This window comes from Xanthomonas axonopodis pv. maculifoliigardeniae (assembly GCF_041519315.1).
In the GTDB taxonomy this organism is placed as follows: Bacteria; Pseudomonadota; Gammaproteobacteria; order Xanthomonadales; family Xanthomonadaceae; genus Xanthomonas; species Xanthomonas euvesicatoria.
Window position 1 is genome coordinate 407,916 of sequence record NZ_CP167998.1, and the last position, 19,731, is coordinate 427,646.

21 protein-coding genes and 1 other RNA gene are annotated in these 19,731 nt (G+C 66.9%); 10 read left to right on the forward strand and 12 right to left on the reverse strand.

Features of this window, described 5'->3' with window-relative positions; translation table 11 throughout:
* Positions 1-7: 7 nt before the first annotated feature.
* The 4 genes from pcaD to ACDH77_RS01780 all read left to right on the forward strand — a co-directional run bounded on the left by pcaD (position 8) and on the right by ACDH77_RS01780 (position 2,472).
* Positions 8-790 (forward strand): 3-oxoadipate enol-lactonase, encoded by a 783-nt coding sequence (gene pcaD / locus ACDH77_RS01765; protein ID WP_008578103.1) that lies wholly within the window; start codon positions 8-10, stop codon positions 788-790.
* A gap of 26 nt (positions 791-816) precedes the next feature.
* A complete protein-coding gene (pcaC, locus tag ACDH77_RS01770; protein WP_008578104.1) occupies positions 817-1,230 on the forward strand; it encodes a 4-carboxymuconolactone decarboxylase in 414 nt (137 codons plus the stop codon).
* A gap of 180 nt (positions 1,231-1,410) precedes the next feature.
* Positions 1,411-2,337 carry an alpha/beta hydrolase gene (locus ACDH77_RS01775; protein WP_109291323.1) on the forward strand — a complete coding sequence of 309 codons (927 nt, stop codon included), beginning with the start codon at positions 1,411-1,413 and terminating at the stop codon, positions 2,335-2,337.
* Between the two features lie 60 nt (positions 2,338-2,397).
* A non-coding RNA gene (locus ACDH77_RS01780) (sX9 sRNA) lies at positions 2,398-2,472 on the forward strand.
* A gap of 225 nt (positions 2,473-2,697) precedes the next feature.
* On the opposite strand, the gene ACDH77_RS01785 is transcribed toward ACDH77_RS01780, so the two are convergent.
* Positions 2,698-3,558, reverse strand: a complete 861-nt coding sequence (locus ACDH77_RS01785; protein WP_008578106.1) for an IclR family transcriptional regulator C-terminal domain-containing protein — start codon at positions 3,556-3,558, stop codon at positions 2,698-2,700.
* Positions 3,559-3,706: 148 nt separating this feature from the next.
* On the opposite strand from ACDH77_RS01785, the gene ACDH77_RS01790 reads away from it, so the two are divergent.
* On the forward strand, positions 3,707-4,567 hold the full coding sequence (locus tag ACDH77_RS01790; RefSeq protein ID WP_008578107.1) for a PA4780 family RIO1-like protein kinase: 861 nt from the start codon (positions 3,707-3,709) through the stop codon (positions 4,565-4,567).
* A gap of 254 nt (positions 4,568-4,821) precedes the next feature.
* On the forward strand, positions 4,822-5,790 hold the full coding sequence (locus tag ACDH77_RS01795; RefSeq protein WP_109291321.1) for an alpha/beta hydrolase: 969 nt from the start codon (positions 4,822-4,824) through the stop codon (positions 5,788-5,790).
* Positions 5,791-6,088: 298 nt separating this feature from the next.
* Here ACDH77_RS01795 and ACDH77_RS01800 read toward each other — a convergent pair whose 3' ends face one another.
* The 4 genes from ACDH77_RS01800 to ACDH77_RS01815 all read right to left on the reverse strand — a co-directional run bounded on the left by ACDH77_RS01800 (position 6,089) and on the right by ACDH77_RS01815 (position 9,956).
* Positions 6,089-6,769, reverse strand: coding sequence for a DUF2490 domain-containing protein (locus ACDH77_RS01800; RefSeq protein ID WP_008578109.1), 681 nt, complete (start codon positions 6,767-6,769; stop codon positions 6,089-6,091).
* A gap of 238 nt (positions 6,770-7,007) precedes the next feature.
* On the reverse strand, positions 7,008-8,912 hold the full coding sequence (gene mnmG, locus ACDH77_RS01805) for a tRNA uridine-5-carboxymethylaminomethyl(34) synthesis enzyme MnmG (protein ID WP_372353694.1): 1,905 nt from the start codon (positions 8,910-8,912) through the stop codon (positions 7,008-7,010).
* Between the two features lie 261 nt (positions 8,913-9,173).
* A complete protein-coding gene (locus ACDH77_RS01810) occupies positions 9,174-9,344 on the reverse strand; it encodes a hypothetical protein (RefSeq protein WP_014089120.1) in 171 nt (56 codons plus the stop codon).
* A gap of 138 nt (positions 9,345-9,482) precedes the next feature.
* Positions 9,483-9,956 carry a hypothetical protein gene (locus tag ACDH77_RS01815; protein WP_005912746.1) on the reverse strand — a complete coding sequence of 158 codons (474 nt, stop codon included), beginning with the start codon at positions 9,954-9,956 and terminating at the stop codon, positions 9,483-9,485.
* A gap of 157 nt (positions 9,957-10,113) precedes the next feature.
* On the opposite strand from ACDH77_RS01815, the gene ACDH77_RS01820 reads away from it, so the two are divergent.
* From ACDH77_RS01820 to ACDH77_RS01830, 3 genes are read left to right on the forward strand one after another with little or no spacing between them, the layout of a single operon-like run.
* Positions 10,114-11,073 (forward strand): pyridoxal-phosphate dependent enzyme, encoded by a 960-nt coding sequence (locus ACDH77_RS01820; protein WP_008578111.1) that lies wholly within the window; start codon positions 10,114-10,116, stop codon positions 11,071-11,073.
* The gene (locus ACDH77_RS01825) at positions 11,058-11,675 is read left to right on the forward strand and encodes a YdcF family protein (RefSeq protein ID WP_005912742.1); all 618 of its coding nucleotides are present in this window, start codon (positions 11,058-11,060) and stop codon (positions 11,673-11,675) included. Before ACDH77_RS01820 ends, ACDH77_RS01825 begins: the two co-directional genes overlap by 16 nt.
* Before the next feature lie 43 nt (positions 11,676-11,718).
* Positions 11,719-12,138 carry a nuclear transport factor 2 family protein gene (locus ACDH77_RS01830; RefSeq protein ID WP_008578113.1) on the forward strand — a complete coding sequence of 140 codons (420 nt, stop codon included), beginning with the start codon at positions 11,719-11,721 and terminating at the stop codon, positions 12,136-12,138.
* Positions 12,139-12,239: 101 nt separating this feature from the next.
* Here ACDH77_RS01830 and lpxO read toward each other — a convergent pair whose 3' ends face one another.
* The 7 genes from lpxO to bioB all read right to left on the reverse strand — a co-directional run bounded on the left by lpxO (position 12,240) and on the right by bioB (position 18,929).
* Positions 12,240-13,145 (reverse strand): lipid A hydroxylase LpxO, encoded by a 906-nt coding sequence (gene lpxO, locus ACDH77_RS01835; protein ID WP_008578114.1) that lies wholly within the window; start codon positions 13,143-13,145, stop codon positions 12,240-12,242.
* A 249-nt stretch (positions 13,146-13,394) separates the two neighbouring features.
* Entirely contained in the window at positions 13,395-14,279 is an 885-nt protein-coding gene (bioC, locus tag ACDH77_RS01840) for a malonyl-ACP O-methyltransferase BioC (protein ID WP_372353695.1), read from the reverse strand.
* Between the two features lie 63 nt (positions 14,280-14,342).
* Positions 14,343-15,125, reverse strand: coding sequence for an SDR family oxidoreductase (locus ACDH77_RS01845; protein WP_338338635.1), 783 nt, complete (start codon positions 15,123-15,125; stop codon positions 14,343-14,345).
* 44 nt (positions 15,126-15,169) lie between these two features.
* Positions 15,170-15,931, reverse strand: coding sequence for a pimeloyl-ACP methyl ester esterase BioH (gene bioH, locus ACDH77_RS01850; protein WP_014089124.1), 762 nt, complete (start codon positions 15,929-15,931; stop codon positions 15,170-15,172).
* 100 nt (positions 15,932-16,031) lie between these two features.
* On the reverse strand, positions 16,032-16,406 hold the full coding sequence (locus ACDH77_RS01855; RefSeq protein ID WP_008578119.1) for a hypothetical protein: 375 nt from the start codon (positions 16,404-16,406) through the stop codon (positions 16,032-16,034).
* 191 nt (positions 16,407-16,597) lie between these two features.
* Positions 16,598-17,971: an 8-amino-7-oxononanoate synthase gene (gene bioF / locus ACDH77_RS01860; RefSeq protein WP_372353696.1), complete on the reverse strand. Its 1,374-nt coding sequence runs from the start codon at positions 17,969-17,971 to the stop codon at positions 16,598-16,600.
* Entirely contained in the window at positions 17,895-18,929 is a 1,035-nt protein-coding gene (bioB, locus tag ACDH77_RS01865; RefSeq protein ID WP_022558035.1) for a biotin synthase BioB, read from the reverse strand. Before bioB ends, bioF begins: the two co-directional genes overlap by 77 nt.
* A 49-nt stretch (positions 18,930-18,978) precedes the next feature.
* Between bioB and ACDH77_RS01870 the strand changes: the two genes are divergently transcribed.
* Positions 18,979-19,704, forward strand: coding sequence for a ComF family protein (locus tag ACDH77_RS01870; protein ID WP_011346085.1), 726 nt, complete (start codon positions 18,979-18,981; stop codon positions 19,702-19,704).
* Positions 19,705-19,731 lie beyond the last annotated feature (27 nt).

Consider the following 19,731-nt stretch of genomic DNA (forward strand, 5'->3'; position numbering starts at 1 on the left):
TGCCTCGATGGCTTATCTCCAGTTGCCCACGCATCGCCTGCACTACCGCCTGGACGGCACCGAAGGACGCCCCTGGCTGACTTTCTGCAATTCGCTGGGCACCGATCTGCACATGTGGGACGTGCAGCTCGAAGCCTTCGCTCCGCACTACCGCATCCTGCGCTACGACCGCCGCGGCCATGGGTATTCGGAGACGCCGCCCGGCCCGTACAGCGTCGCCGACCTGGGTCAGGACGTGCTGGCACTGTGGGACGCCCTGGAGATCGCGCAAAGCGATTTCTGCGGCCTGTCGATCGGCGGGCTCACCGGCCAGTGGCTGGGCCTGCATGCACCGCAGCGCTTGCGCCGGCTGGTGGTGTGCGCCACCGCGCAGAAGATCGGCAGTGCCGCCGCCTGGGAAACCCGCATCGAACAGGTGCGCAGCGAAGGCCTTCCGACGCTGATCGATGCCACGCTGCAGCGCTGGTTTACCCCCGAATTTGCCATCAGCCATGCGCAGCGCCTGGACATGATCGCTGCTGCCTTCGTATCCACTTCGCCTGCCGGCTACATCGCCTGCTGCCAGGCGGTGGCCGATGCGGACTTCCGCGGCGCATTGGACGGGCTAAGCCTGCCGCTGCTGGCGCTGGCCGGCGACGACGACCCGGTGTGCCCGCCGCCTGACCTGCGCGAGATCGCCTATGCCGCGCCGGATGGGCATTACGCCCAGGTACCCGGCCGCCACATCTGCAACCTGGAATCGCCGGCCGCGTTCAACCAGGCGGTGCTCGGCTTTCTTCAGGGCCAGTGAGCTTTCCCACCTTGCAAGGACACCCCATGCACGAAGACGAACGTTATCAAGCCGGCATGCGCGAACGCCGACGCGTCCTTGGCGATGCGCACGTCGACCGTGCGCTGGCCGCGCGTAGCGAATTCACCGAAGAATTTCAGGACCTGATCACCCGCTACGCCTGGGGCAGCATCTGGACCCGCGACGGCCTGCCGGCCCACACCCGTTCGCTGATCACCCTGTCGATGATGATCGCGCTAGGCCACGACGAAGAATTCAAGCTGCACGTGCGTGCGGCGCGCAACAACGGCGTCACGCCTGCGCAGATCAAGGAAGTGCTGCTGCAGGCGGCGATCTACTGCGGCGTGCCGGCCGCCAACCACGCGTTCGCGCTGGCCAGGCCGATCCTGGAAGAACAAGCGGCCGACGCCGGCGCAGCCTCGGCGGCGCAACCGCGGTAAGAGTGGTCTCCGGGCGGCGGGCAAACCGACTGCGCTCAGCGTCCGGCGCGCGTGTTCGGTACCCGGTGCGGCGGGGACCACTCGTACACTGCGGCGCCTGGTGCGCCGTCCAAAATCGCCTGCCGATTGCGCGCACACGCGTATTGGCGGCGCTCAACCCACCGCAACCGGAGACATTGCATGCTGCATCGATTGGTCTGCCTGCTGGTGGTGTCATTGGCAACCGCGGCGCTGCACGCACAACCGCAGCCCGGCCCCGGCACCGTGTCGGCGCGGGTGCGTACCGACGATGGCCAGACGCTGACCGTGTGGTCGCGCGTGCCCGCGCAGCCACGTGGCACGATCGTGCTGGTGCACGGCCGCACCTGGAGCGCATTGCCCAACTTCGATTTGCAGGTGCCTGGCGAGCCGCGTGACGCGCGCTCTGTCCTTGCAGCGCTCGCGCAAGCCGGGTTTGCCGCGTATGCGGTGGATCTGCGCGGCTACGGTGGCAGCCCACGCGACCGCACGGGCTGGAATACGCCCGCCCGTGCAGTGGCCGATGTCCGCAATGTGCTGGCCTGGGTCGCGCAGACCCATCCCGGCCTGCCGCCGCCGGCATTGCTGGGCTATTCCAACGGGGCGCGGGTGGCGTTGCTGCTCGCGCAGCAGCAACCGCAGGCGATGTCTGCCCTGGTGTTGTTTGGCTTCCCTGATGACGTGGATGCAGCGCCCGCGCCGGCGGTTCCGGCAGATCGGCCCTTGCGCGCACCCACCACGGCCGCTGCGGCCGGTGAGGACTTCATCACCGCCAATGCGGCACCACCGGGTGTGCGTGCGGCTTACGTCGCCCAGGCGCTGGCAGCGGACCCGGTCCGCACCGACTGGCGCGCCATGGAGCAGTTCGCCTTCCACCCCGAGCAAGTCGCGACGGTGCCGGTCTTGCTGTTGCGCGGCGTCGACGACCCGATCGCCACCCAGGCAGACAACGCGCATCTCTACGCACGCCTGCGCAGCGAAGATCGCAGCTGGGTGACCCTACCGCACGCCGACCACGTGGCCCAGGTCGAAGACAGCCACGCGGCGTGGGTGGACGCGCTGGTGAGCTTTCTGCGCCGGCCGCGCTAGGAGCCGTCAACAAAAGACTGCCCGGCCGTCAGGCGGGCGTGGCCGGTGCCCGGTGCGTCATTGCAACCTCGTGCATTGCGGTTCCTATGCGTCATCCGCACCCATCTGCCGACTGCTCGCTATGTCGTGTTTGCCGCTCTGAGTCGGGACGCGTGCAACAGCAAGTGGCGATCAATCCGAACAGGTCTAGCCTGGCACTTTGCGATGTGCAGCCTCGCATGCACGTCGGGCACACGCGCAATGTGTGGACGCGATTGCTTTTGACCTCTGCCAGCCACCGCTGCGCCACTAGCGCTTATGCAGCACAGGGGCAGGTCAGATGCCCCGCGGGCGACGCCCGCGCCAACGCAAGGTGCTGCACTAACTCAGCAAGGTTCCCAGCCGCTGCGCCGCCTGCTTCAGCGGTTCCAGCAACTGCGTTTGCATCGTCTGCAGGCTCACCCGCCCGGCCTGGGCGCCAATGTTGAGCGCGGCGATCACCTCGCCGCGCAGGTTGCGCACCGGCACGGCGATCGAGCGCAGGCCGATTTCCAGTTCCTGATCGGTCAGGCACATGCCTTCGCGGCGCGTGCGCGCCAGCACCTCCAGCAGCGCCGAGGCCTGGGTCACCGTACGGTCGGTCCGCGGACGCAAGGTGGTGCGTTCCAGATACGCCTGCAAGGTGTCGCCGGGCAGGGCGGCCAGCAACACCCGCCCCATCGAGGTGCAGTAGGCCGGCAGCCGCGTCCCCGGGCGCAGCCCGATCGACATGATGCGCACCGTTTCCGAGCGCGCCACGTACAGCAGATCGTCGCCATCCAGCACGCCCAGCGAACACGATTCGTGCAGTTGGTCGCGCAGCCCGTCCAGGACCGGCTGTGCGGCCGCGGTCATCGATGAAGACGCCGCGTACGCGCCGCCGATGCCCAGCACGCGCGGCAGCAACACGTAGCCACGTCCTTGCTCGCCCACATAGCCCAGCTTGGCCAGCGTATGCAGCACGCGCCGGACGGCTGCGCGCGAGATGCCGGTTTCCAGGCTGATCTGCGACATCGTCACTTCGCGCGCATGCTGTGCGAACACGCTCAGCACCACCAGCCCGCGCCCCAGCGAGGTCATGAAGTCCGGATCGCCCTGGGCGGCGGCGATCTGCTGCATCAGCTCATGCGGCAGGCCGCGATCGCTGCCGGCCGCAACCACGGCGGCGGGACGTTTGCGGCGGCTGGAGGCGGGCTCGGGCATAGGAGTGCGGCAGCGGACAGGTCCGTGCATGGTAAGCGCTCGCGCCATGGCATGCCCCGGCTCACACTCTGTGCGTGGGCATGTAAGCGCTTCACCCTGCTTGCCGCATAATCGCCGCTGGTTTGTGACGGATCGGTGCGCTTAGTCCATGAAAACCCCCAACGGCCTGCAGCCGCTGATCGACGACGGCGTCATCGACGAAGTGTTGCGACCACTGAAGAGCGGCAAGGAAGCATCCGTCTACGTCGTGAGCGCAGGCGCCGAGATCCTGTGCGCCAAGGTCTACAAGGACATGGCGCAACGCAGTTTCCAGGCGCGCGTGCAGTACCAGGAAGGCCGCAAGGTGCGTGGCAGCCGTCAGGCCCGCGCGATGGGCAAGGCCACCAAGTTCGGCCGCAAGGAAGCCGAAACCGCCTGGAAGAACACCGAAGCCGACGCGCTCTATCAACTGGTGGATGCCGGGGTGCATGTGCCCAAACCGCGCGGTTACTTCCATGGCGTGCTGCTGATGGATCTGGTCACCGATGACGCCGGTCACAGCGCACCGCGGCTGGGCGAGGTGGACCTGGAACCCGAGCAGGCGCGCGCCTTCCACACCAGCCTGATCGGCGATGTGGTCAAGATGCTGTCGCTGGGCCTGGTGCACGGCGATCTGTCCGAATACAACGTGCTGGTTTCGCCCGATGGCCCGGTGGTGATCGACTTTCCGCAGGTGGTCAGTGCCGCTGGCAACAATGCCGCGCGCGACATGCTGCTGCGCGATGTGCACAACCTGCGCGACTGCCTGGGCCGTTTCGCGCCCGAGCTGCTGGACACCCATTACGGCGAAGAGATGTGGGCGCTGTTCGAAAAGGGCGAACTGCGCCCGGACAGCGTGCTCACCGGGCGGTTCAAATTCGACACCCGCCGCGCCGATGTACGCGCCGTCCGTGCCTCGATCGAAGATGCGCGCCAGGAAAACCTCATTCGCCAGCAAGGCCGCGAAGCGGCTGCCGAAGACAACGACTAGGAAGCGCCAACAGGCCGCAGCAGCAGCGCATTGGTTGCGATGCAGCGCAGCAAATTCAGCGCGCACGCTGCAGTCATTGCGACATCGCCGAGCGGCCAATCTGCGCGTGTGCGGCCACTTTTTTCAGCAATTTTGGGCTTTTTTGCGTACGTGCCCGGACCACCGGCCTTTTTGTCGGTACTGATTAACGATTTGAATAGTGATGGTTCATAACAATCTGGCAAGCTCGACCATCGCTTATCGGAGAGTTCGTCATGTCGTTTGATCCTGATGTCGTGCGTCTGTTCGCCCAGCTTCAAGAGGCGGCGCAGCCGCCCATGGAAACCCTGCCGATCGAAGGCGCGCGCGCGATGATGCGCGCGGTGGGCGCGCAGTTCGGTTTCCCGCGCATCGAGATGGCCGAGGTACGCGATCTGCAGGCCGAGGCCGCCACCGGTGCAGTGCCTTTGCGCTTGTATCGCCCCACGGGGGTCGCGGCCGGCCCGGCCCCGACCTGCCTGTTCGTGCACGGCGGCGGCGGTCTGGTGGGCGATCTGGAATCGCATGACGATGTGTGCCGGCAACTGGCGGCGCGTGCTGGCTGTCAGGTGCTGGCGATCCATTACCGTCTGGCCCCCGAGCATCCGGCGCCGGCCGGCGTGGAAGATGTCATCGCGACGTTGCATTGGCTGGCTGCGCACCCGGACATGGTCGGCGCCGATGTGCAGCGCCTTGCTGTCTGCGGCGACAGTATCGGCGGCGCCATGGCCGCGGTTGCCGCACTGGCCGCGCGCGATGCCGGCATCGCCTTGCGTTGCCAGCTGCTGGTCTATCCGCTGACCGACGCGCGCCAGGACAGCGGCGTGTATCCATCGCGCTCGCTCAATGCCGGCCTGCCACCGTTGACTGCGGCAGCGGTGGAATTCTTCAACCGCCATCTGCTGCCCGACATGGCGGTGGCCAACGACTGGCGTGTCTCGCCGATGCTGGCGCCGGATGTCGCCGGCGTTGCGCCTGCGCTGGTCGTGGTCTGCGACCGCGACATGCTGTACGACGAAGGCCGCGCCTATGCCGAGCGCCTGCGTGCGGCGGGAGTGGAGGTCACCCTGCATAGTTTCCCGGGCATGATCCACGGCTTCATCAACATGGGCAGCGTCTTGCGTGCCGCCGGTGAAACGCTGGACCTGGCGGCGTTGACGCTACGCCAGCGCCTGCTGCCCGCGATCGAACGCAGGGCCGCCTGACAGCCTGCGGCAGCCGTGCCGAGGCACGCGCTGCCGCACCTGTGGCGGTGTCACTGCAGCGTCGGGGCATGTGTCACCGCGTGCGGGCTCGCCTCGCAAAAAGAACACCTGGGTGCAGCCGTGCGCCGGCAGCTGTGTGGGCGCCAAGGGCGCTGTGCACCACGCGAACCGTCACGGTCGTCATCGGTGGCTCGTCGGCAACCCGCAGGTCCTATCGAAACCAGTCAGCATGGCGCCGGGGTCGATTGAACGCAGCGCTTTCAACTTCGCCCTGCATTGGCCCACGCGCACGTGATGCTCAAAAATTGAAGCGGAACGTGGTCATCAGGACGTGGTTTTCCCGATCCACCGTACGCGTGTTGACGAACTGATTCAGGTAACCGACATCGGCGTTGGCAATGGCATTGAATTTCCAGTTGATGCCGACAAACACCCGGTTCTGATCGAGACCGCGTTGTGCGCCCCATCGGGTCTGATCCAGATTGACGAACACTTCGTTGAACGCCACCCACGACAATTGCGGACTGAACCCGCTGGGGCGCACCGCGCGGATCATCTGCCGCACGCGATACCCTTCATCGCTGAAGCCTTCGCGGTGACGCTGTTCCAGGCGCGTGCGGCTGGTAACGGTGATCTCGGCGATCGGATCGAATTGATATTGAAATTGCCCCCACCAGCGATTCTCGCGGTTGGATGGCTGCCCGGCCGGATGGCTGATGATGGTGTCGTAACCCATCCAGACACTGGCCTTGGGATTGAGCCGATAGAACACGGCAGGGCGCAAGATCAGTTGATCGAACTGTTCGCCTTCCTCGCGCCAGCGCGGATGCACATCCATGCTCCAGTACAGGTTTTCGACCGGCAGCTTGCCTTGCGCGTAGACGCTCAGCCAGTAACGCCCGTCTTCTTCGGTCCTGGCATGCGCCGGCCAACTGCATGCCAGGGTCAACAGCAGCAGGGCGCAGGCGCTGCGAAACATCGCCGGCAATAACGTGCGAGATGCGTTCATGTGTCGAAATGTGTCGTCGTTGGCAAATCATAGCAATAACGCTTGAGTCCGCTTCGACCGTTCGGTCGGCTCAGGTCGCCTTTGCTCGCCCGCATGTTCGCTAATCGGCACACGCCATCGTTTCGCGATGACTGGCGCGCTCACGGCTGCCTTCAGAGGGATGGATGGCCCGGCGATCGCTGCCGACGGGCAGCGATCGTCGCGTCGATCACGCCACCTGGCTGCGTCGCGCGCGCTCCAGATGCACCAGCAGCAGCGAGATCGCCGCCGGCGTCATGCCGGGAATCCGTTGTGCCTGGCCGATGTGCTGGGGACGCACGCGTTCGAGTTTCTGTTGCACCTCGATCGACAGACCACGCACGCTGGCGTAATCGAAACCGTCCGGGATCGGCGTGGTTTCGTGACGTTGCTGACGCGCGATATCGTCGCGCTGGCGATCCAGATAACCGGCGTACTTGACGCTGATCTCGACCTGCTCGGCCACCTGCGCATCATCCACGCCCGGGCCCAGGGTCGGCACCCGCATCAAGGTGGCGTAGGTGAGCTCCGGGCGCTTGATCAGATCCAGCACGTTGGTTTCGCGGCTGACCGTCACGCCCAGCGCGTCTGCCACCTCGCGGCCCAGCGCATTGCCCGGTGTCGCCCAAAGCGCCGACAACCGCGTCGTTTCGCGTTGCACGGCCTCCTGCTTGGCCGCAAAGCGCGCCCAGCGCGCGTCGTCCACCAGGCCCATCGCACGCCCGACGCCGGTCAGCCGCGCATCGGCATTGTCCTCGCGAAGCTGCAAGCGGTATTCGGCGCGGCTGGTGAACATGCGATACGGCTCGGTGGTGCCGTGGGTAATGAGATCGTCCACCAGCACGCCCAGGTAGGCCTCGTCGCGGCGCGGCGACCACGCCGGCAGCCCCTGCACGTGGCGCGCTGCGTTGAGTCCGGCCAGCAGACCCTGGGCGGCCGCCTCTTCGTAACCGGTCGTGCCGTTGATCTGCCCGGCGAAGAACAGCCCGCCCACCGTCTTGGTCTCCAGCGAGGCCTTGAGCCCGCGCGGGTCGAAGAAGTCGTATTCGATGGCGTAGCCGGGGCGGGTGATGTGCGCGTTCGCAAAGCCGTGGATCGAGCGCACCAGCGCCAGCTGCACATCGAACGGCAGCGAGGTGGAAATACCGTTGGGATAGATCTCGGCCACCTCCAGCCCTTCGGGTTCGACGAAGATCTGGTGGCTGGTCTTCTCGGCAAAACGCACCACCTTGTCTTCGATCGACGGGCAGTAGCGCGGGCCGATGCCTTCGATCTGCCCCGAATACAGCGGCGAGCGGTGCAGCGCGTTGCGAATGATCTCGTGGGTCTGTTCGGTGGTCTGGGTGATCCAGCAGCTGACCTGGCGCGGATGGTCGCTGACCTGGCCCATGAACGACATCACCGGCAATGGGTCGTCGCCGGGTTGCTCGGCCATCACGCCGTAATCGAGGGTGCGCCCGTCGATCCGCGGCGGGGTGCCGGTCTTGAGCCGGTCGATCGCGAACGGGCGCTCGCGCAGGCGCGCGGCCAGCGTGGTGGCCGGCGGGTCGCCCATGCGCCCGGCCGCGTACTGGGTTTCGCCGACATGGATCTTGCCGGCCAGGAACGTACCGGCGGTCAGCACCACCGAAGGCGCTTGGAAACGCAGCCCGGTCTGGGTGATGACGCCGCGCACGCTGTCGGCTTCGGACGTGCCGTTGTGGATGATCAGGTCGTCCACTGCCGCCTGGAAGACGGTCAGGTTGGGCTGGGCCTCGACGATGCAGCGGATCGCAGTGCGGTACAGGTTGCGATCGGCCTGGCAGCGCGTGGCACGCACTGCCGGCCCCTTGGAGGCGTTGAGCGTGCGCCACTGGATGCCGGCCAGATCCGCGGCGCGTGCCATCGCCCCGCCGAGTGCGTCGATCTCCTTGACCAGGTGGCCCTTGCCGATTCCGCCGATGGCGGGGTTACAGCTCATCGCGCCCACCGTCTCGATGTTGTGGGTGAGCAACAAGGTGTGCGCCCCTGTGCGTGCAGACGCCAGGGCGGCCTCGGTGCCGGCATGACCGCCACCGATCACGATGACGTCGTAGCGATAGAAGGAGTCGGACATGGGCGTGGACCAGGAGCGGGAAAAGGAAAACGGCCGCGAAAGTATCGGCTGAAGGGCGGGCGAGGTCACTCGTTCGCTATGAATTGTGATGAAAATCACAATTTACGTAAGTGACCCTCAAGTTGGCATGTTTCGTGCGGATATCTCTACTGCACCCGTCGTGGCATTGCGACATGGGCGCAAAGGCTGGAATTGGAACAGGGGCCAGCCGCGCGTGCGATGGGGTAGCGTAAGGGTCGGTAGTCGGGGGACTGCCGACCCTTATTTTTTAAGATTTCTGCGAAATGGAGCACGCGCCCGTTCCGCTGCAGCCTGCTTGGCAACCATCGAAACAAAAACAGAAAGCCCCGGCATGCCGGGGCTTTCTGTGTTGTAGGCGCCGATATCCGACAGGGCCGGAACAGGGGGGATCCAGATTTCCCTGTCGGACATCGACATAAGTCGTCAGTGGGGCTGGCCCGGTCAAAAAATGACGTGGCGGGTCACACAGAGCACCTAGCTTGCGGCCAATCGTCAGCTGAACGCAAGCCCCCAATATCGCCAAGTGTGGGCCAGGTCGCAGTCAGCCTCTCACGGAATCTGTTCGCGTGTGTTGCGCGGCGCGGTTTGCCGCTGGATCTCGCGAATGACGCGCGGCGGTGCGCCGATACGCGGTGGCGGCCGCGACGGCGGCGCGCCGGTTGCCGGCGGGCGATTGGGTTGCTGCGGCCGCGAGCCGCCGGGGCGCTGCCCGTTGTTGAACGAGCCGTTCGGGCGCGGCGGACGGTACTGCGGACGGCGATCGTACTGCCGGTAGTAGTAGCCGCCACCACCGCGATAGACCGGATACACAGGGTAGTCGTACAGGCCGATCGACCCGGCGCCATACCCATATGGCAAACCATACGGATTGCCGTAGAAGTACGGGGAGTAGCCGGGCGGATAGCGATACTGCACGGCAGGCGCACCACGGTAATAGCCGCCCGACCCACCGCCGGTGTAGTCGTAGGTTGCGCAGCCGCCCAGGGCCAAGAGCCCGGCGGCGAAGATCAGACGGAATTTCATGGATGGTGCCCTCCTGCAACCATGATGCCACTGTCGAACCGATGCATTGAATCGGTCCTTAATTGTGCGGCATTGCGACGCTTTGTCATCGATCCAGCATGCGCGGCGGCACTGCGTGCGACCCGTGAAGAGGAGGCGATACGTTAATCTTGCAGGCATGATCGAGACGGTCCCCCTTGCCCATTCCGACGTCCTGCAGGCCGCTGCGCGGATTGCGCCGCACTGCGCGCCGACACCGTTGCTGACATCGCACAGTCTGGACGCGCTCAGCAGTGCGCAGTTGTTCTTCAAGGCCGAGCATTTGCAGCGCAGCGGCGCATTCAAGTTCCGCGGTGCCTGCAATGCCGTGTGGTCGCTGCCGGATGAGCTGGCTGCGCATGGTGTGGTCACGCATTCCTCCGGCAACCACGGCGCGGCGCTGGCGCTTGCCGCACGCACGCGCGGCATCGGCTGCCATGTGGTGGTGCCCGAGGGCGCGGTGGCGGCCAAGCTGGCCAATATCTCCCGGAACGGCGCCACGTTGTGGCGTTGCGCGCCGACCATCGCGGCGCGGGAACAGATGTGCGCCGAGGTGCAGGCCGGCAGCGGCGCCACGCTGGTGCACCCGTATACCGATCGTGCAGTGATCGCCGGGCAGGGCACCGCCACGCTGGAGCTGCTGCACCAAAGCGGCGGGCTGGATGTGCTGGTGGCGCCGGTCGGCGGTGGTGGGCTGGCGGCCGGCGCCGCACTGGCGCTGCAATCCTCGCCGGACTGCGAGCTGGTACTGGCCGAGCCGGCCGGCGCAGCCGACACCGCGCGTTCGCTGGCGGCCGGGCAGCGGCTGGTCGATTTCGTGCCGGACACCATTTGCGATGGCCTGCGCGGCACCTTGGGCGCGCCCAACTTCGCAGTGCTGCAGCGCGCCGGGGCACAGGTGATCACGGTGGACGATGCGGCGGTCGTCCAGGCGATGCGGCTGGTCTGGCAGTTGCTCAAGCAAGTGGTCGAGCCGTCTTCGGCGATCGCCCTGGCCGCGGTCCTGGCCCAGCCGGCACGGTTTGCCGGGCGGCGGGTGGGGCTGATCCTGTCCGGCGGCAATGTCGATCTGGATGCCTTGCCTTGGGCCGCGGCGTGAGCAGGCGCTCACGCGGGCTCGGCCTGTGGGGCTGGGGCTGGCGGTTGTGCATGCTGGCGCTGATCTGGCTGGTGGCCGTGGCAGGCTGGATCGTGTGGATCGGCGACCGCGATCAGGCCGCACCGGCCGATGTGATCATCGTGCTGGGTGCGGCCGCCTACGATGCGCGCCCTTCGCCGGTGTTCGAAGAACGCATCCGGCACGCATTGGACCTGTACGCGCAGGGCTACGCGCCGCGGCTGTTGTTCACCGGTGGCTTCGGCAACGGCGCACGCTTTGCCGAATCGCAGGTGGCCCGACGCTACGCGCTGCGCCACGGCATTCCGCCGGAGGCCATCGTGATCGAAACCACCTCGCGCACCACCCGGCAGAACCTGGAACAGGCGCGCACGCTGATGGAGCGGCACGGCCTGCATCGGGCGATCATCGTCAGCGACCCACTGCACATGGCGCGCGCGCTGCGGCTGAGCCAGGAACTGGGTATCGACGCGCTGGCTTCGTCCACGCCGAGCACGCGGTTTCGCAGCTTCCACACCAGCTGGCGCTTCCTGTTACAGGAGGTGTACTACTTCCACCGCGATCTGGTGGTGCAAGGGCCGTGACCGCAGGCCTATGATGCGGCTTTCCCAGCGGGCAGGTTCGAGCATGAGCGAGACCCATCGGCAACACGCCATTGGCCTGGTGCAGGCCTACTACGCAGCATTCAACCGTGGCGATTGGGACGGCATGTTGGCGTTTCTGGCCGAGGACGTCGCCCACGACCTCAATCAAGGTCCGCGCGAAATCGGCCGCAACGCATTCGCCGCGTTCCTGCAGCGCATGAACGACAGCTACCGCGAGCAATTGCGCGATGTGGTCGTCATCGCCAACGACGATGGCACCCGGGTCGGTGCCGAGTACGTGGTGCATGGCGTCTATCACACCACCGACGAAGGCCTGCCGGAGGCCAACGGGCAGACCTATGTGCTGGTGGGCGGTGCGTTCTTCGACGTGCGCGGCGACAAGATCACCCGCGTGACCAACTACTACAACCTGCAGGAATGGATTGCGCAGGTATCGCGCTGAGCGCATCGACCAGCGCTGCGTAACAGCGCACCTGGGTGCGATGAAGCGTTATCGACGACGACGCTCGCGCCCGGGTGCGCTTCTACGCGGGTAGGCGGGAATTACAGCAACACGATCCCGACCACCACCAGGATGAAGATGCTCCACTTGAGCACCTGGTACAGCGGGTTGTTGCGTTCCTTCAGCGCCTTGGCCTTGAGGCGGGCGGCGTAGAAATAGCGGAACACGCGATTGATGCCGCCGGTCTTGTCGCCTTCCTGATTGGGCGAGGCGCCGGCCGAGAGCAGGCTGCGGCCGACGAAGCGGTTCACCGCCGCCGCCCAGCGCCAACGCATCGGGCGTTCGATATCGCAGAACAGGATGATGCGGTCCTGGTCGGTGTCGTTGCGCGCGTAATGGATATAGGTCTCGTCGAACATGGTCCACTCGCCATCGCGCCAGCTGTGGCGCTGGCCGTCGACGTCGATGAAGCAACGGTCGTCGTTCGGTGTGGCCAGGCCCAGGTGCAGGCGCATGGAGCCGGCGAACGGGTCGCGGTGCGGGCGAAGTTCGCTGCCCGGCGGCAGCTCGGCGAACATCGCGGCCTTGACCGTGGGAATGGATTTCAGCAAGGCGGTGGTCTGCGGACACAATTCGGCGGCAGACGGATGCGCGGTGCCGTACCACTTCAGATAGAAGCGCTTCCAGCCACGCCGGAAGAACGAATTGAAGCCGATGTCGGTATAGCCTTCGGCAGCGCGGATCTTCTGCATCTGCTGCAACGCCACCGCTTCGTCGCGGATCAGTGGCCAGCTCGCGCGCAGCGGCGCCAGCTCGGGAAATTCCTTGCCCGGGTCGATGAACGGGGTGGTCGGCACCCGCGAACACAGGTACATCAGTGTGTTGATGGGGGCCATGAAGGTGGAATGGTCCAGCAACTGCCGGCTGAGCCGGTGCCGCACGCGACCGCGATAATGGATGTAGAGCGCCGATGCGATGAACAGCGCGATGAGGAGCCACTTCAACATGAGGGAGGCCGATTGGGGGCGGGGGGCCGCAAACGTGAGAGTGGCTGCCAAGAAACGCACGCAGCACTGCTGCGTCGTGCCGGTAGCCACCATCGAACAAGGTAAGCCGCAACGAAGGAAGTGCGGCCGGTCACTTCAGAATTCTAGCAACTGTCACCGCCGAGCCTGACCGCTGAGCAGTGGCATGGGCGCAATACGCTGTGTCTCACCGGCAGTGGATGCGCGCGGACCGGCGTTCTGCACCGCCGTTCAGTCGATGCGGCGGCGGATCGGGATGGCGCTGACCGGCACGCTGGCGACCTCATGCCCGTGTTCGCGGATGGGCGCGCCCGGCGCCGGTGCCCAGGCATGGGCGTAGATCACTTCCCAGGAGCTGGGCAGGGTGCCGTCCGGTCGCCGCAGCGGTTCGTAGGCCGCGCTGGCGGCCGCGAAGCGACCGCGTCCGGTCAGGGTGGCGCGGCGGTTGCTGAGCGCATTGGTTGCTCCCATCGCACGCAGCTCGCGCATCAGTGCGGGCAGGTCGTTGTAGGTCAGGGTGAACAGGTCGCGGTCCAGCACCGGGTCGCGGAACCCGGACATCAGCAGGGCATCGCCGAATTGGGCGATCGGCGGAAAGCGGCTGACGTGGGGGGCCGGGTCGGTCTGCGCAAAGGCCTCGCGCAATTCGATCAGCGTTTCCGGGCCGAAGGTGGAGCACAGCAGCAACCCGCCCGGGCGCAGCGCGCGACGGAAACCGGCGAACACGGCCGGCAGGTCTTCCACCCACTGCAGGCACAGATTGCTGAAGATCACATCCACGCTGCCGTCGGCGACCGGTAGCGCGCGCGCATCGGCGCATACCTGCGTGAACGGCTTCCACCAGCCTGCGGCCTTGCGCGCCTGGCGCAGCATCGGCATGGCCTGATCCAGCGCGATCACCTGTGCCTTGGGCCAGCGCTTCTTGATTGCAGCGCTGGCATGGCCGGGGCCGGCGCCGACATCCAGCACCACCTTGGGCACCTGCTCGCCCAGGTAGTCGAGCGATTCGAGCAGGCGGGCTTCCGCTTCGCGTTGAAGCGCGGCGGCGGCGGTATAGGTGTTGGCGGCACGCGCAAAGGCGCGCCGGACGTGGCGGGGATCGAAAGTACTGGTCATGGCAAGGCTATTGTCGCCCCTGGCAGGGGCGGAGGGAATCGATCGGGCGTGCAAGGCGCCGCGCTAGAACGTGCCGGGATAGCTGCCGCCATCGATCAACAGATTCTGTCCGGTGATATAGCCGGCCTGCGCGCTGCACAGAAAGGCGCAGGCCGCGCCGAACTCGTCCGGCTCGCCAAAACGCGCCGCCGGAATGCCCGCACGCTTGCGTTCGGCGACCTCGTCGGCGCTGCTGCCCTGTTGCTGCGCGATGGCGGCGAAGTTGCCGCGCAAGCGGTCGGTGACGAACTGCCCAGGCAGCAGGTTGTTGATGGTGACGTTGTCGGCCACGGTGCTGCGCGCGAGCCCGGCGACGAAACCGGTCAGGCCGGCGCGCGCGCCATTGGACAGGCCGAGGATGTCGATCGGCGCCTTCACCGCGCTGGAGGTGATGTTGACGATGCGGCCGAAGCGGCGTGCGCGCATGCCATCGACGGTGGCGCGGATCAGTTCGATCGGCGCCAGCATGTTGGCGTCCAGCGCGCGCAACCAGTCGGCGCGTTCCCACTGGCGGAAATCGCCCGGCGGCGGGCCGCCCGCGTTGTTGATCAGGATGTCGACCTGCGGACAGGCCACAAGTGCGGCGCTGCGTCCTTCCGGCGTGGCGATATCGGCAACCACGCTGCGCACCTGGCCAGCGCCGGGCAGTGCGCGCAAGGCGTCGGCGGCGTGCTCCAGTGCCTCACGGCCGCGCGCGGCGATCACCACATTGGCGCCTTCGCCGGCCAATGCACGTGCGCAGCCCAAACCCAGCCCTTTGCTTGCGGCGCAGACCAACGCCCAGCGGCCAGCGATTCCCAGATCCATGCGAGGTGTCCTCGATCAGCGATGTCGCATGATCGACGATCGGCTCATGGTACGGACGCAACGAAGCGTTGCAGCGCCTCGCTCACCTGATCTGCATGACCCAGAAACGGCGCGTGACCACCGCCGGCAATGGTGAGCGCCTGCGCGTGTGGGCTGAGCGCGGCGGCGGCATGCATGCCGGCGGCAGGCACCAGGCGATCGCGTTGCCCGGCGATCCAAAGGCTGGGGCGTGCGAGTTGCGGCACGGCGCGGCGCAGATCGGTGCGTTCGAGCAGGGCGAGCCCTTGCTGCAACGCCTCCGGTGCCGGTTCGCCGCGCGCGGTGAGCGTCTCGCGCAGGCTGCGCAGTTCGCTGCGTGCATGCGCCGAGCCCAGTGTGTCCAGCGCAAGAAAACGCTCCAGCGTGCCGCGGTAGTCGCGCGACAACTCGATCCCGAATTGCACGAACACCTCGCGCTGGACGGCACTGGGCCAATCGTTGCCACGCACGAAACGCGGCGTGGCGGCAATCATCGCCAACCCACGCACCTGCGGCAGGGTGGCGGCCGCATGCAGCGCAAACAGCCCGCCCAGCGACCAGCCGAGCCAGACCGCCGGCGGTGTGGCGGCCGCAATTTCTGCAACCACATACGGCAATGCCAGCGGCGTGCTGTCGTCGCGACTGAAGCCGTGCCCGGGCAGGTCGACCAGATGCAATTGATAGTGCGGCGCCAGGCGCTCCACCAGCGGTGCGAACACGCCGCCGTGCAGTGCCCAACCGTGCAGGAGAACCAGCGCAGGCCCGTGGCCGATGACATCGATATGCATGCGCGCATTGTCGCCGATTGTGGCGTGCCGGCACGCATGGTGGGATGCGCGCTGGTCATTGGAGGCACGCAGATCCGATGGTGGGTGCAGCGCCCAGGCGTCAATGCGTGGCGGCTGCACGCAGTGCGACGATCTTTGGAGCCAGCAGTGCCCATTGCGCGCGCGCATGGCCGCACCAGTGCCAGCGCGCCGGCCAGTGTCGGCGCCGTGCGCGCCGCGCCTGGATCGCCGCAGCCAGCCAGTCGGGATCGAAGCCGTCCCAGACGCCGGCCACGCTGCGCAGATTGCCGATCAGCACCGGGTGCACTTCGTACAACAACATCGTGCGCAACTGGTCCAGGGTGAAGGGCGAGGCAGCCAGGACGCGCGCGATGCCGTCGTCGTCGCAACTGTCGCTGTCCAGGTACAGCCGCGACAACGCTTCCCACACGCGACGTTGCGCCACCGTATCCGTGCCAGGTGTCGCCAGTGGCATGTCAGTGGCCGGGTGCGATTGGATGCAGGCGCGCACCGGTTGCACGGCGGGTCCAATGCAGGCGATCCATCCCGCAATGCACGGTCAGCGCGCCGTTGTCGCCTGCCATGCAGCTGCGTCGTGCAATCGCTGCATTGGCTGAGTGGCCAACGCGTGCTCGCATGCAGGCCAGCCACGCACTGCCGCGTGTCTCAGGCAGAGGCACGCAGCGGCTGCCGACTGACCACGTCGCACGCCTGCACGATGGCCTCGATCAATGCCTGCACCTGCTGCGGCGTATGCAGCGCAGACAAGGTGACGCGCAAGCGCGCCTTGCCTTCGGGCACGGTGGGCGGACGAATGGCGCCAACCATGAAACCTGCGTGTTCGAGCGCAGCCGACATCGCCATCACGGTTGCTTCCTCGCCGCATAGCAGCGGCTGGATCGGCGTGTCGGAGGCCATCAGTTCGAAGCCGTGCTTGCGCGCGCCATCGCGGAACGCACCGATCAATTCGACCAGGCGCGTACGCCGCCAATCGTCGCGACGCGCCAGGCGCACGGCCGCCAGGGTGGCCGCCACTTGCGCCGGCGGCAGTGCAGTGGTGTAGATGTAGGGGCGCGCAGTTTCGGCCAGATGGCGCACCAACGCCTCTTCGCCCACCACCACCGCGCCGTAGCCACCGAGCGCCTTGCCCAGGGTGACCAACTGCAACGGCACTTCGGCCACGCCCAACCCGGCATCGGCCACGCAACCGCGCCCCTGCGGACCGAGCACGCCGACACCGTGCGCGTCGTCCACATAGAACAGCGCGTGCTGCATGCGTGCCACCAGGCTCAAGGCGCGCAGCGGCGCGACATCGCCATCCATGCTGAAAACGCCGTCGGTGGCCAGCATCGCCGCGCCTTCGGGCGCGCCCTTGAGCTGGCGCATCGCGCCTTCCACGTCCAGGTGCGGATAGCGCCGCAGCCGGCAACCGGCCAGCCGCGTGGCATCGAGCAGGCTGGCGTGATTGAGCCGGTCCTGCACGCAGACGTCGTCTTCTTCGCTGAGTAACGCTTGCTGCACGGCCAGATTGGCGATGAAGCCGCTGCCGAACAGCAACGCCGACGGATAACCCAACCAGTCGGCGATTTCGCGTTCGAGCGTTTCGTGCGCGGTGTGGTGGCCGCAGATCAGATGCGAGGCGGTGGCGCCGGCACCATCGCGGGCAGCGGCATCCTGCAGCGCGGCGACCACTTCGAACTGTTGCGACAGACCCAGGTAGTCGTTGGAACAGAAACCGGTCAGCCAACGGCCATCGATCTCCAGCCGCACGCCATCGCGCCGCCCCACCTGTCGCCGCACCCGCACCCGTTCCTGGGCCACACGCAATTTACGCAGCGACGAAATCCGTTCGTGCAGATCGGGGCGAGCCATGGGGGCGTTCAACGGCAGGGAAGGCCCGCTAGCGTAGCGTGCCGGGCTCGGGGCGCCCAGCCGCCACCGACGACCGGCGCCCGGCGCCGGGTCAGGCGGCGTGCTCGCAGGCCGCGCTGCGGGTGATCTCCGCATGGACGGTGCCGGGATGATCGTGCTCGGCCGCATCCACGGTGATCTGCATCGGGCGCAGGCCCAGGCGCTGGAACAGGGCCTGGTCGCGCTCGGTGTCCGGGTTGCCGGTGGTGAGCAGTTTTTCGCCGTAGAAAATCGAGTTGGCACCGGCCAGGAAGCACAGTGCCTGCAGTTCGTCGCTCATCGCCTCGCGGCCGGCGGACAGGCGCACCATCGATTTCGGCATGGCGATCCGGGCGACGGCGATCATGCGCACGAACTCGAACGGATCCAGCTGCTGGGTGCCGTGCAGCGGCGTACCGGGTACCTGCACCAGTTGGTTGATCGGCACCGAATCCGGATGCGCCGGCAGCGTGGCCAGCGCCAGCAGCAGGCCAATGCGGTGTTCGCGGGTTTCGCCCATGCCGACGATGCCGCCGCAGCAGGTCTTCAGGCCGACATCGCGCACATGCTCGAGCGTGTTCAGGCGGTCCTGGTACTGGCGGGTGTGGATGATCGAGTCGTAATAATCCGGCGCGGTGTCCAGATTGTGGTTGTAGTAGTCCAGCCCGGCATCCTTGAGCGCACGCGCCTGGCCGGCGTCGAGCATGCCGAGCGTGGCGCAGGTTTCCAGGCCCATGGCCTTGACCTCGCGGATCATCGCCGCGACCTTGGGGATGTCGCGCTCCTTGGGCGAGCGCCAGGCCGCGCCCATGCAGAAGCGCGAGGCGCCGGCGGCCTTGGCCTGGCGCGCCTTGGCCACGACCTCTTCGGTCTCCATGAGCTTCTGCGCGCTCACGCCGGTGTCGTAACGCTGCGCCTGCGGGCAGTACGCACAGTCTTCCGGGCAACCGCCGGTCTTGACCGAGAGCAGGGTGGACACCTGCACTTGCGCCGGGTCGAAGTGCGCGCGATGCACGCTGGCCGCGCGGTGCAGCAGCTCCGGGAACGGCAAATCGAACAGCGCCTGCAGCTCTTTGCGATCCCAGTCATGGCGGACGACAACAGACATCGGAGTTTCCTGACAGTCAGCGGCTTGGAAGCCAGGCAGTCTGGTGAGCATGGAAGAGGCTGTCAACTTCAATCAGGTTCGATCGGTTTACAGATGGCCGCAGCGGGTGCTGCGGCTGTTGCTGCCGAGCCTGTGCCTGGTCTGCGCGGAGGCCGGCACGCCCGATGGCGATCTATGCCCCGCATGCCGCGCCGCCTTGCCCGATCACGGCCATGCCTGCCTGTGCTGCGCCACGCAACTGTTCGTCTCCGACGCGGTGGCGCTATGCGGGCAGTGCCTGCAGCACCCATCACCGCTGCAGCGGGTGCATGCCTGTTTTACCTATCGCTGGCCGGTGGATGGGCTGCTGCGGCGGTTCAAGTTCCATCAGGACCTGGCGGCAGGCCGCCTGCTCAGCGAACTGATGGCCCGGCGCTGCGTGGGGCTGCCGCGCCCGCAGGCGTTGGTGCCGGTAAGCCTGCACCGGCAGCGCCTGCGCCAGCGCGGTTACGATCAGGCGCTGGAGCTGGCCCGACCGCTGGGCCGCGCGCTGCAGCTGCCGTGCCTGCCGTTGCTGCGACGCGTTCGCGCAACCGCACCGCAATCCGAACTGGACGCGGTCGAGCGGCAGCGCAATCTGCGCGATGCCTTCGAGGCCCGCGGCGCCTTGCCGGCGCATGTGGCCTTGGTGGACGACGTGATGACGACCGGCGCGACACTCCACGCCGCGGCGAAGGCCTTGCGCAAGGCGGGTGTTCAACGGGTGGATGCGTGGGTCTGCGCGCGGGTGCCGTGATCTGGCCTGCCGGCGTCAGGTGCGCGA

Coding starts and splice junctions, on each gene's coding strand:
- pcaD (WP_008578103.1), top strand. CDS start 8: ATGGCTTATCTCCAGTTGCCCACGCATCGCCTGCACTACCGCCTGGAC.
- pcaC (WP_008578104.1), top strand. CDS start 817: ATGCACGAAGACGAACGTTATCAAGCCGGCATGCGCGAACGCCGACGC.
- ACDH77_RS01775 (WP_109291323.1), top strand. CDS start 1,411: ATGCTGCATCGATTGGTCTGCCTGCTGGTGGTGTCATTGGCAACCGCG.
- ACDH77_RS01785 (WP_008578106.1), bottom strand. CDS start 3,558: ATGCCCGAGCCCGCCTCCAGCCGCCGCAAACGTCCCGCCGCCGTGGTT.
- ACDH77_RS01790 (WP_008578107.1), top strand. CDS start 3,707: ATGAAAACCCCCAACGGCCTGCAGCCGCTGATCGACGACGGCGTCATC.
- ACDH77_RS01795 (WP_109291321.1), top strand. CDS start 4,822: ATGTCGTTTGATCCTGATGTCGTGCGTCTGTTCGCCCAGCTTCAAGAG.
- ACDH77_RS01800 (WP_008578109.1), bottom strand. CDS start 6,769: ATGTTTCGCAGCGCCTGCGCCCTGCTGCTGTTGACCCTGGCATGCAGT.
- mnmG (WP_372353694.1), bottom strand. CDS start 8,912: ATGTCCGACTCCTTCTATCGCTACGACGTCATCGTGATCGGTGGCGGT.
- ACDH77_RS01810 (WP_014089120.1), bottom strand. CDS start 9,344: ATGTCCGACAGGGAAATCTGGATCCCCCCTGTTCCGGCCCTGTCGGAT.
- ACDH77_RS01815 (WP_005912746.1), bottom strand. CDS start 9,956: ATGAAATTCCGTCTGATCTTCGCCGCCGGGCTCTTGGCCCTGGGCGGC.
- ACDH77_RS01820 (WP_008578111.1), top strand. CDS start 10,114: ATGATCGAGACGGTCCCCCTTGCCCATTCCGACGTCCTGCAGGCCGCT.
- ACDH77_RS01830 (WP_008578113.1), top strand. CDS start 11,719: ATGAGCGAGACCCATCGGCAACACGCCATTGGCCTGGTGCAGGCCTAC.
- lpxO (WP_008578114.1), bottom strand. CDS start 13,145: ATGTTGAAGTGGCTCCTCATCGCGCTGTTCATCGCATCGGCGCTCTAC.
- bioC (WP_372353695.1), bottom strand. CDS start 14,279: ATGACCAGTACTTTCGATCCCCGCCACGTCCGGCGCGCCTTTGCGCGT.
- ACDH77_RS01845 (WP_338338635.1), bottom strand. CDS start 15,125: ATGGATCTGGGAATCGCTGGCCGCTGGGCGTTGGTCTGCGCCGCAAGC.
- bioH (WP_014089124.1), bottom strand. CDS start 15,931: ATGCATATCGATGTCATCGGCCACGGGCCTGCGCTGGTTCTCCTGCAC.
- ACDH77_RS01855 (WP_008578119.1), bottom strand. CDS start 16,406: ATGCCACTGGCGACACCTGGCACGGATACGGTGGCGCAACGTCGCGTG.
- bioF (WP_372353696.1), bottom strand. CDS start 17,971: ATGCGGCCGAGCACGATCATCCCGGCACCGTCCATGCGGAGATCACCC.
- bioB (WP_022558035.1), bottom strand. CDS start 18,929: ATGTCTGTTGTCGTCCGCCATGACTGGGATCGCAAAGAGCTGCAGGCG.
- ACDH77_RS01870 (WP_011346085.1), top strand. CDS start 18,979: ATGGAAGAGGCTGTCAACTTCAATCAGGTTCGATCGGTTTACAGATGG.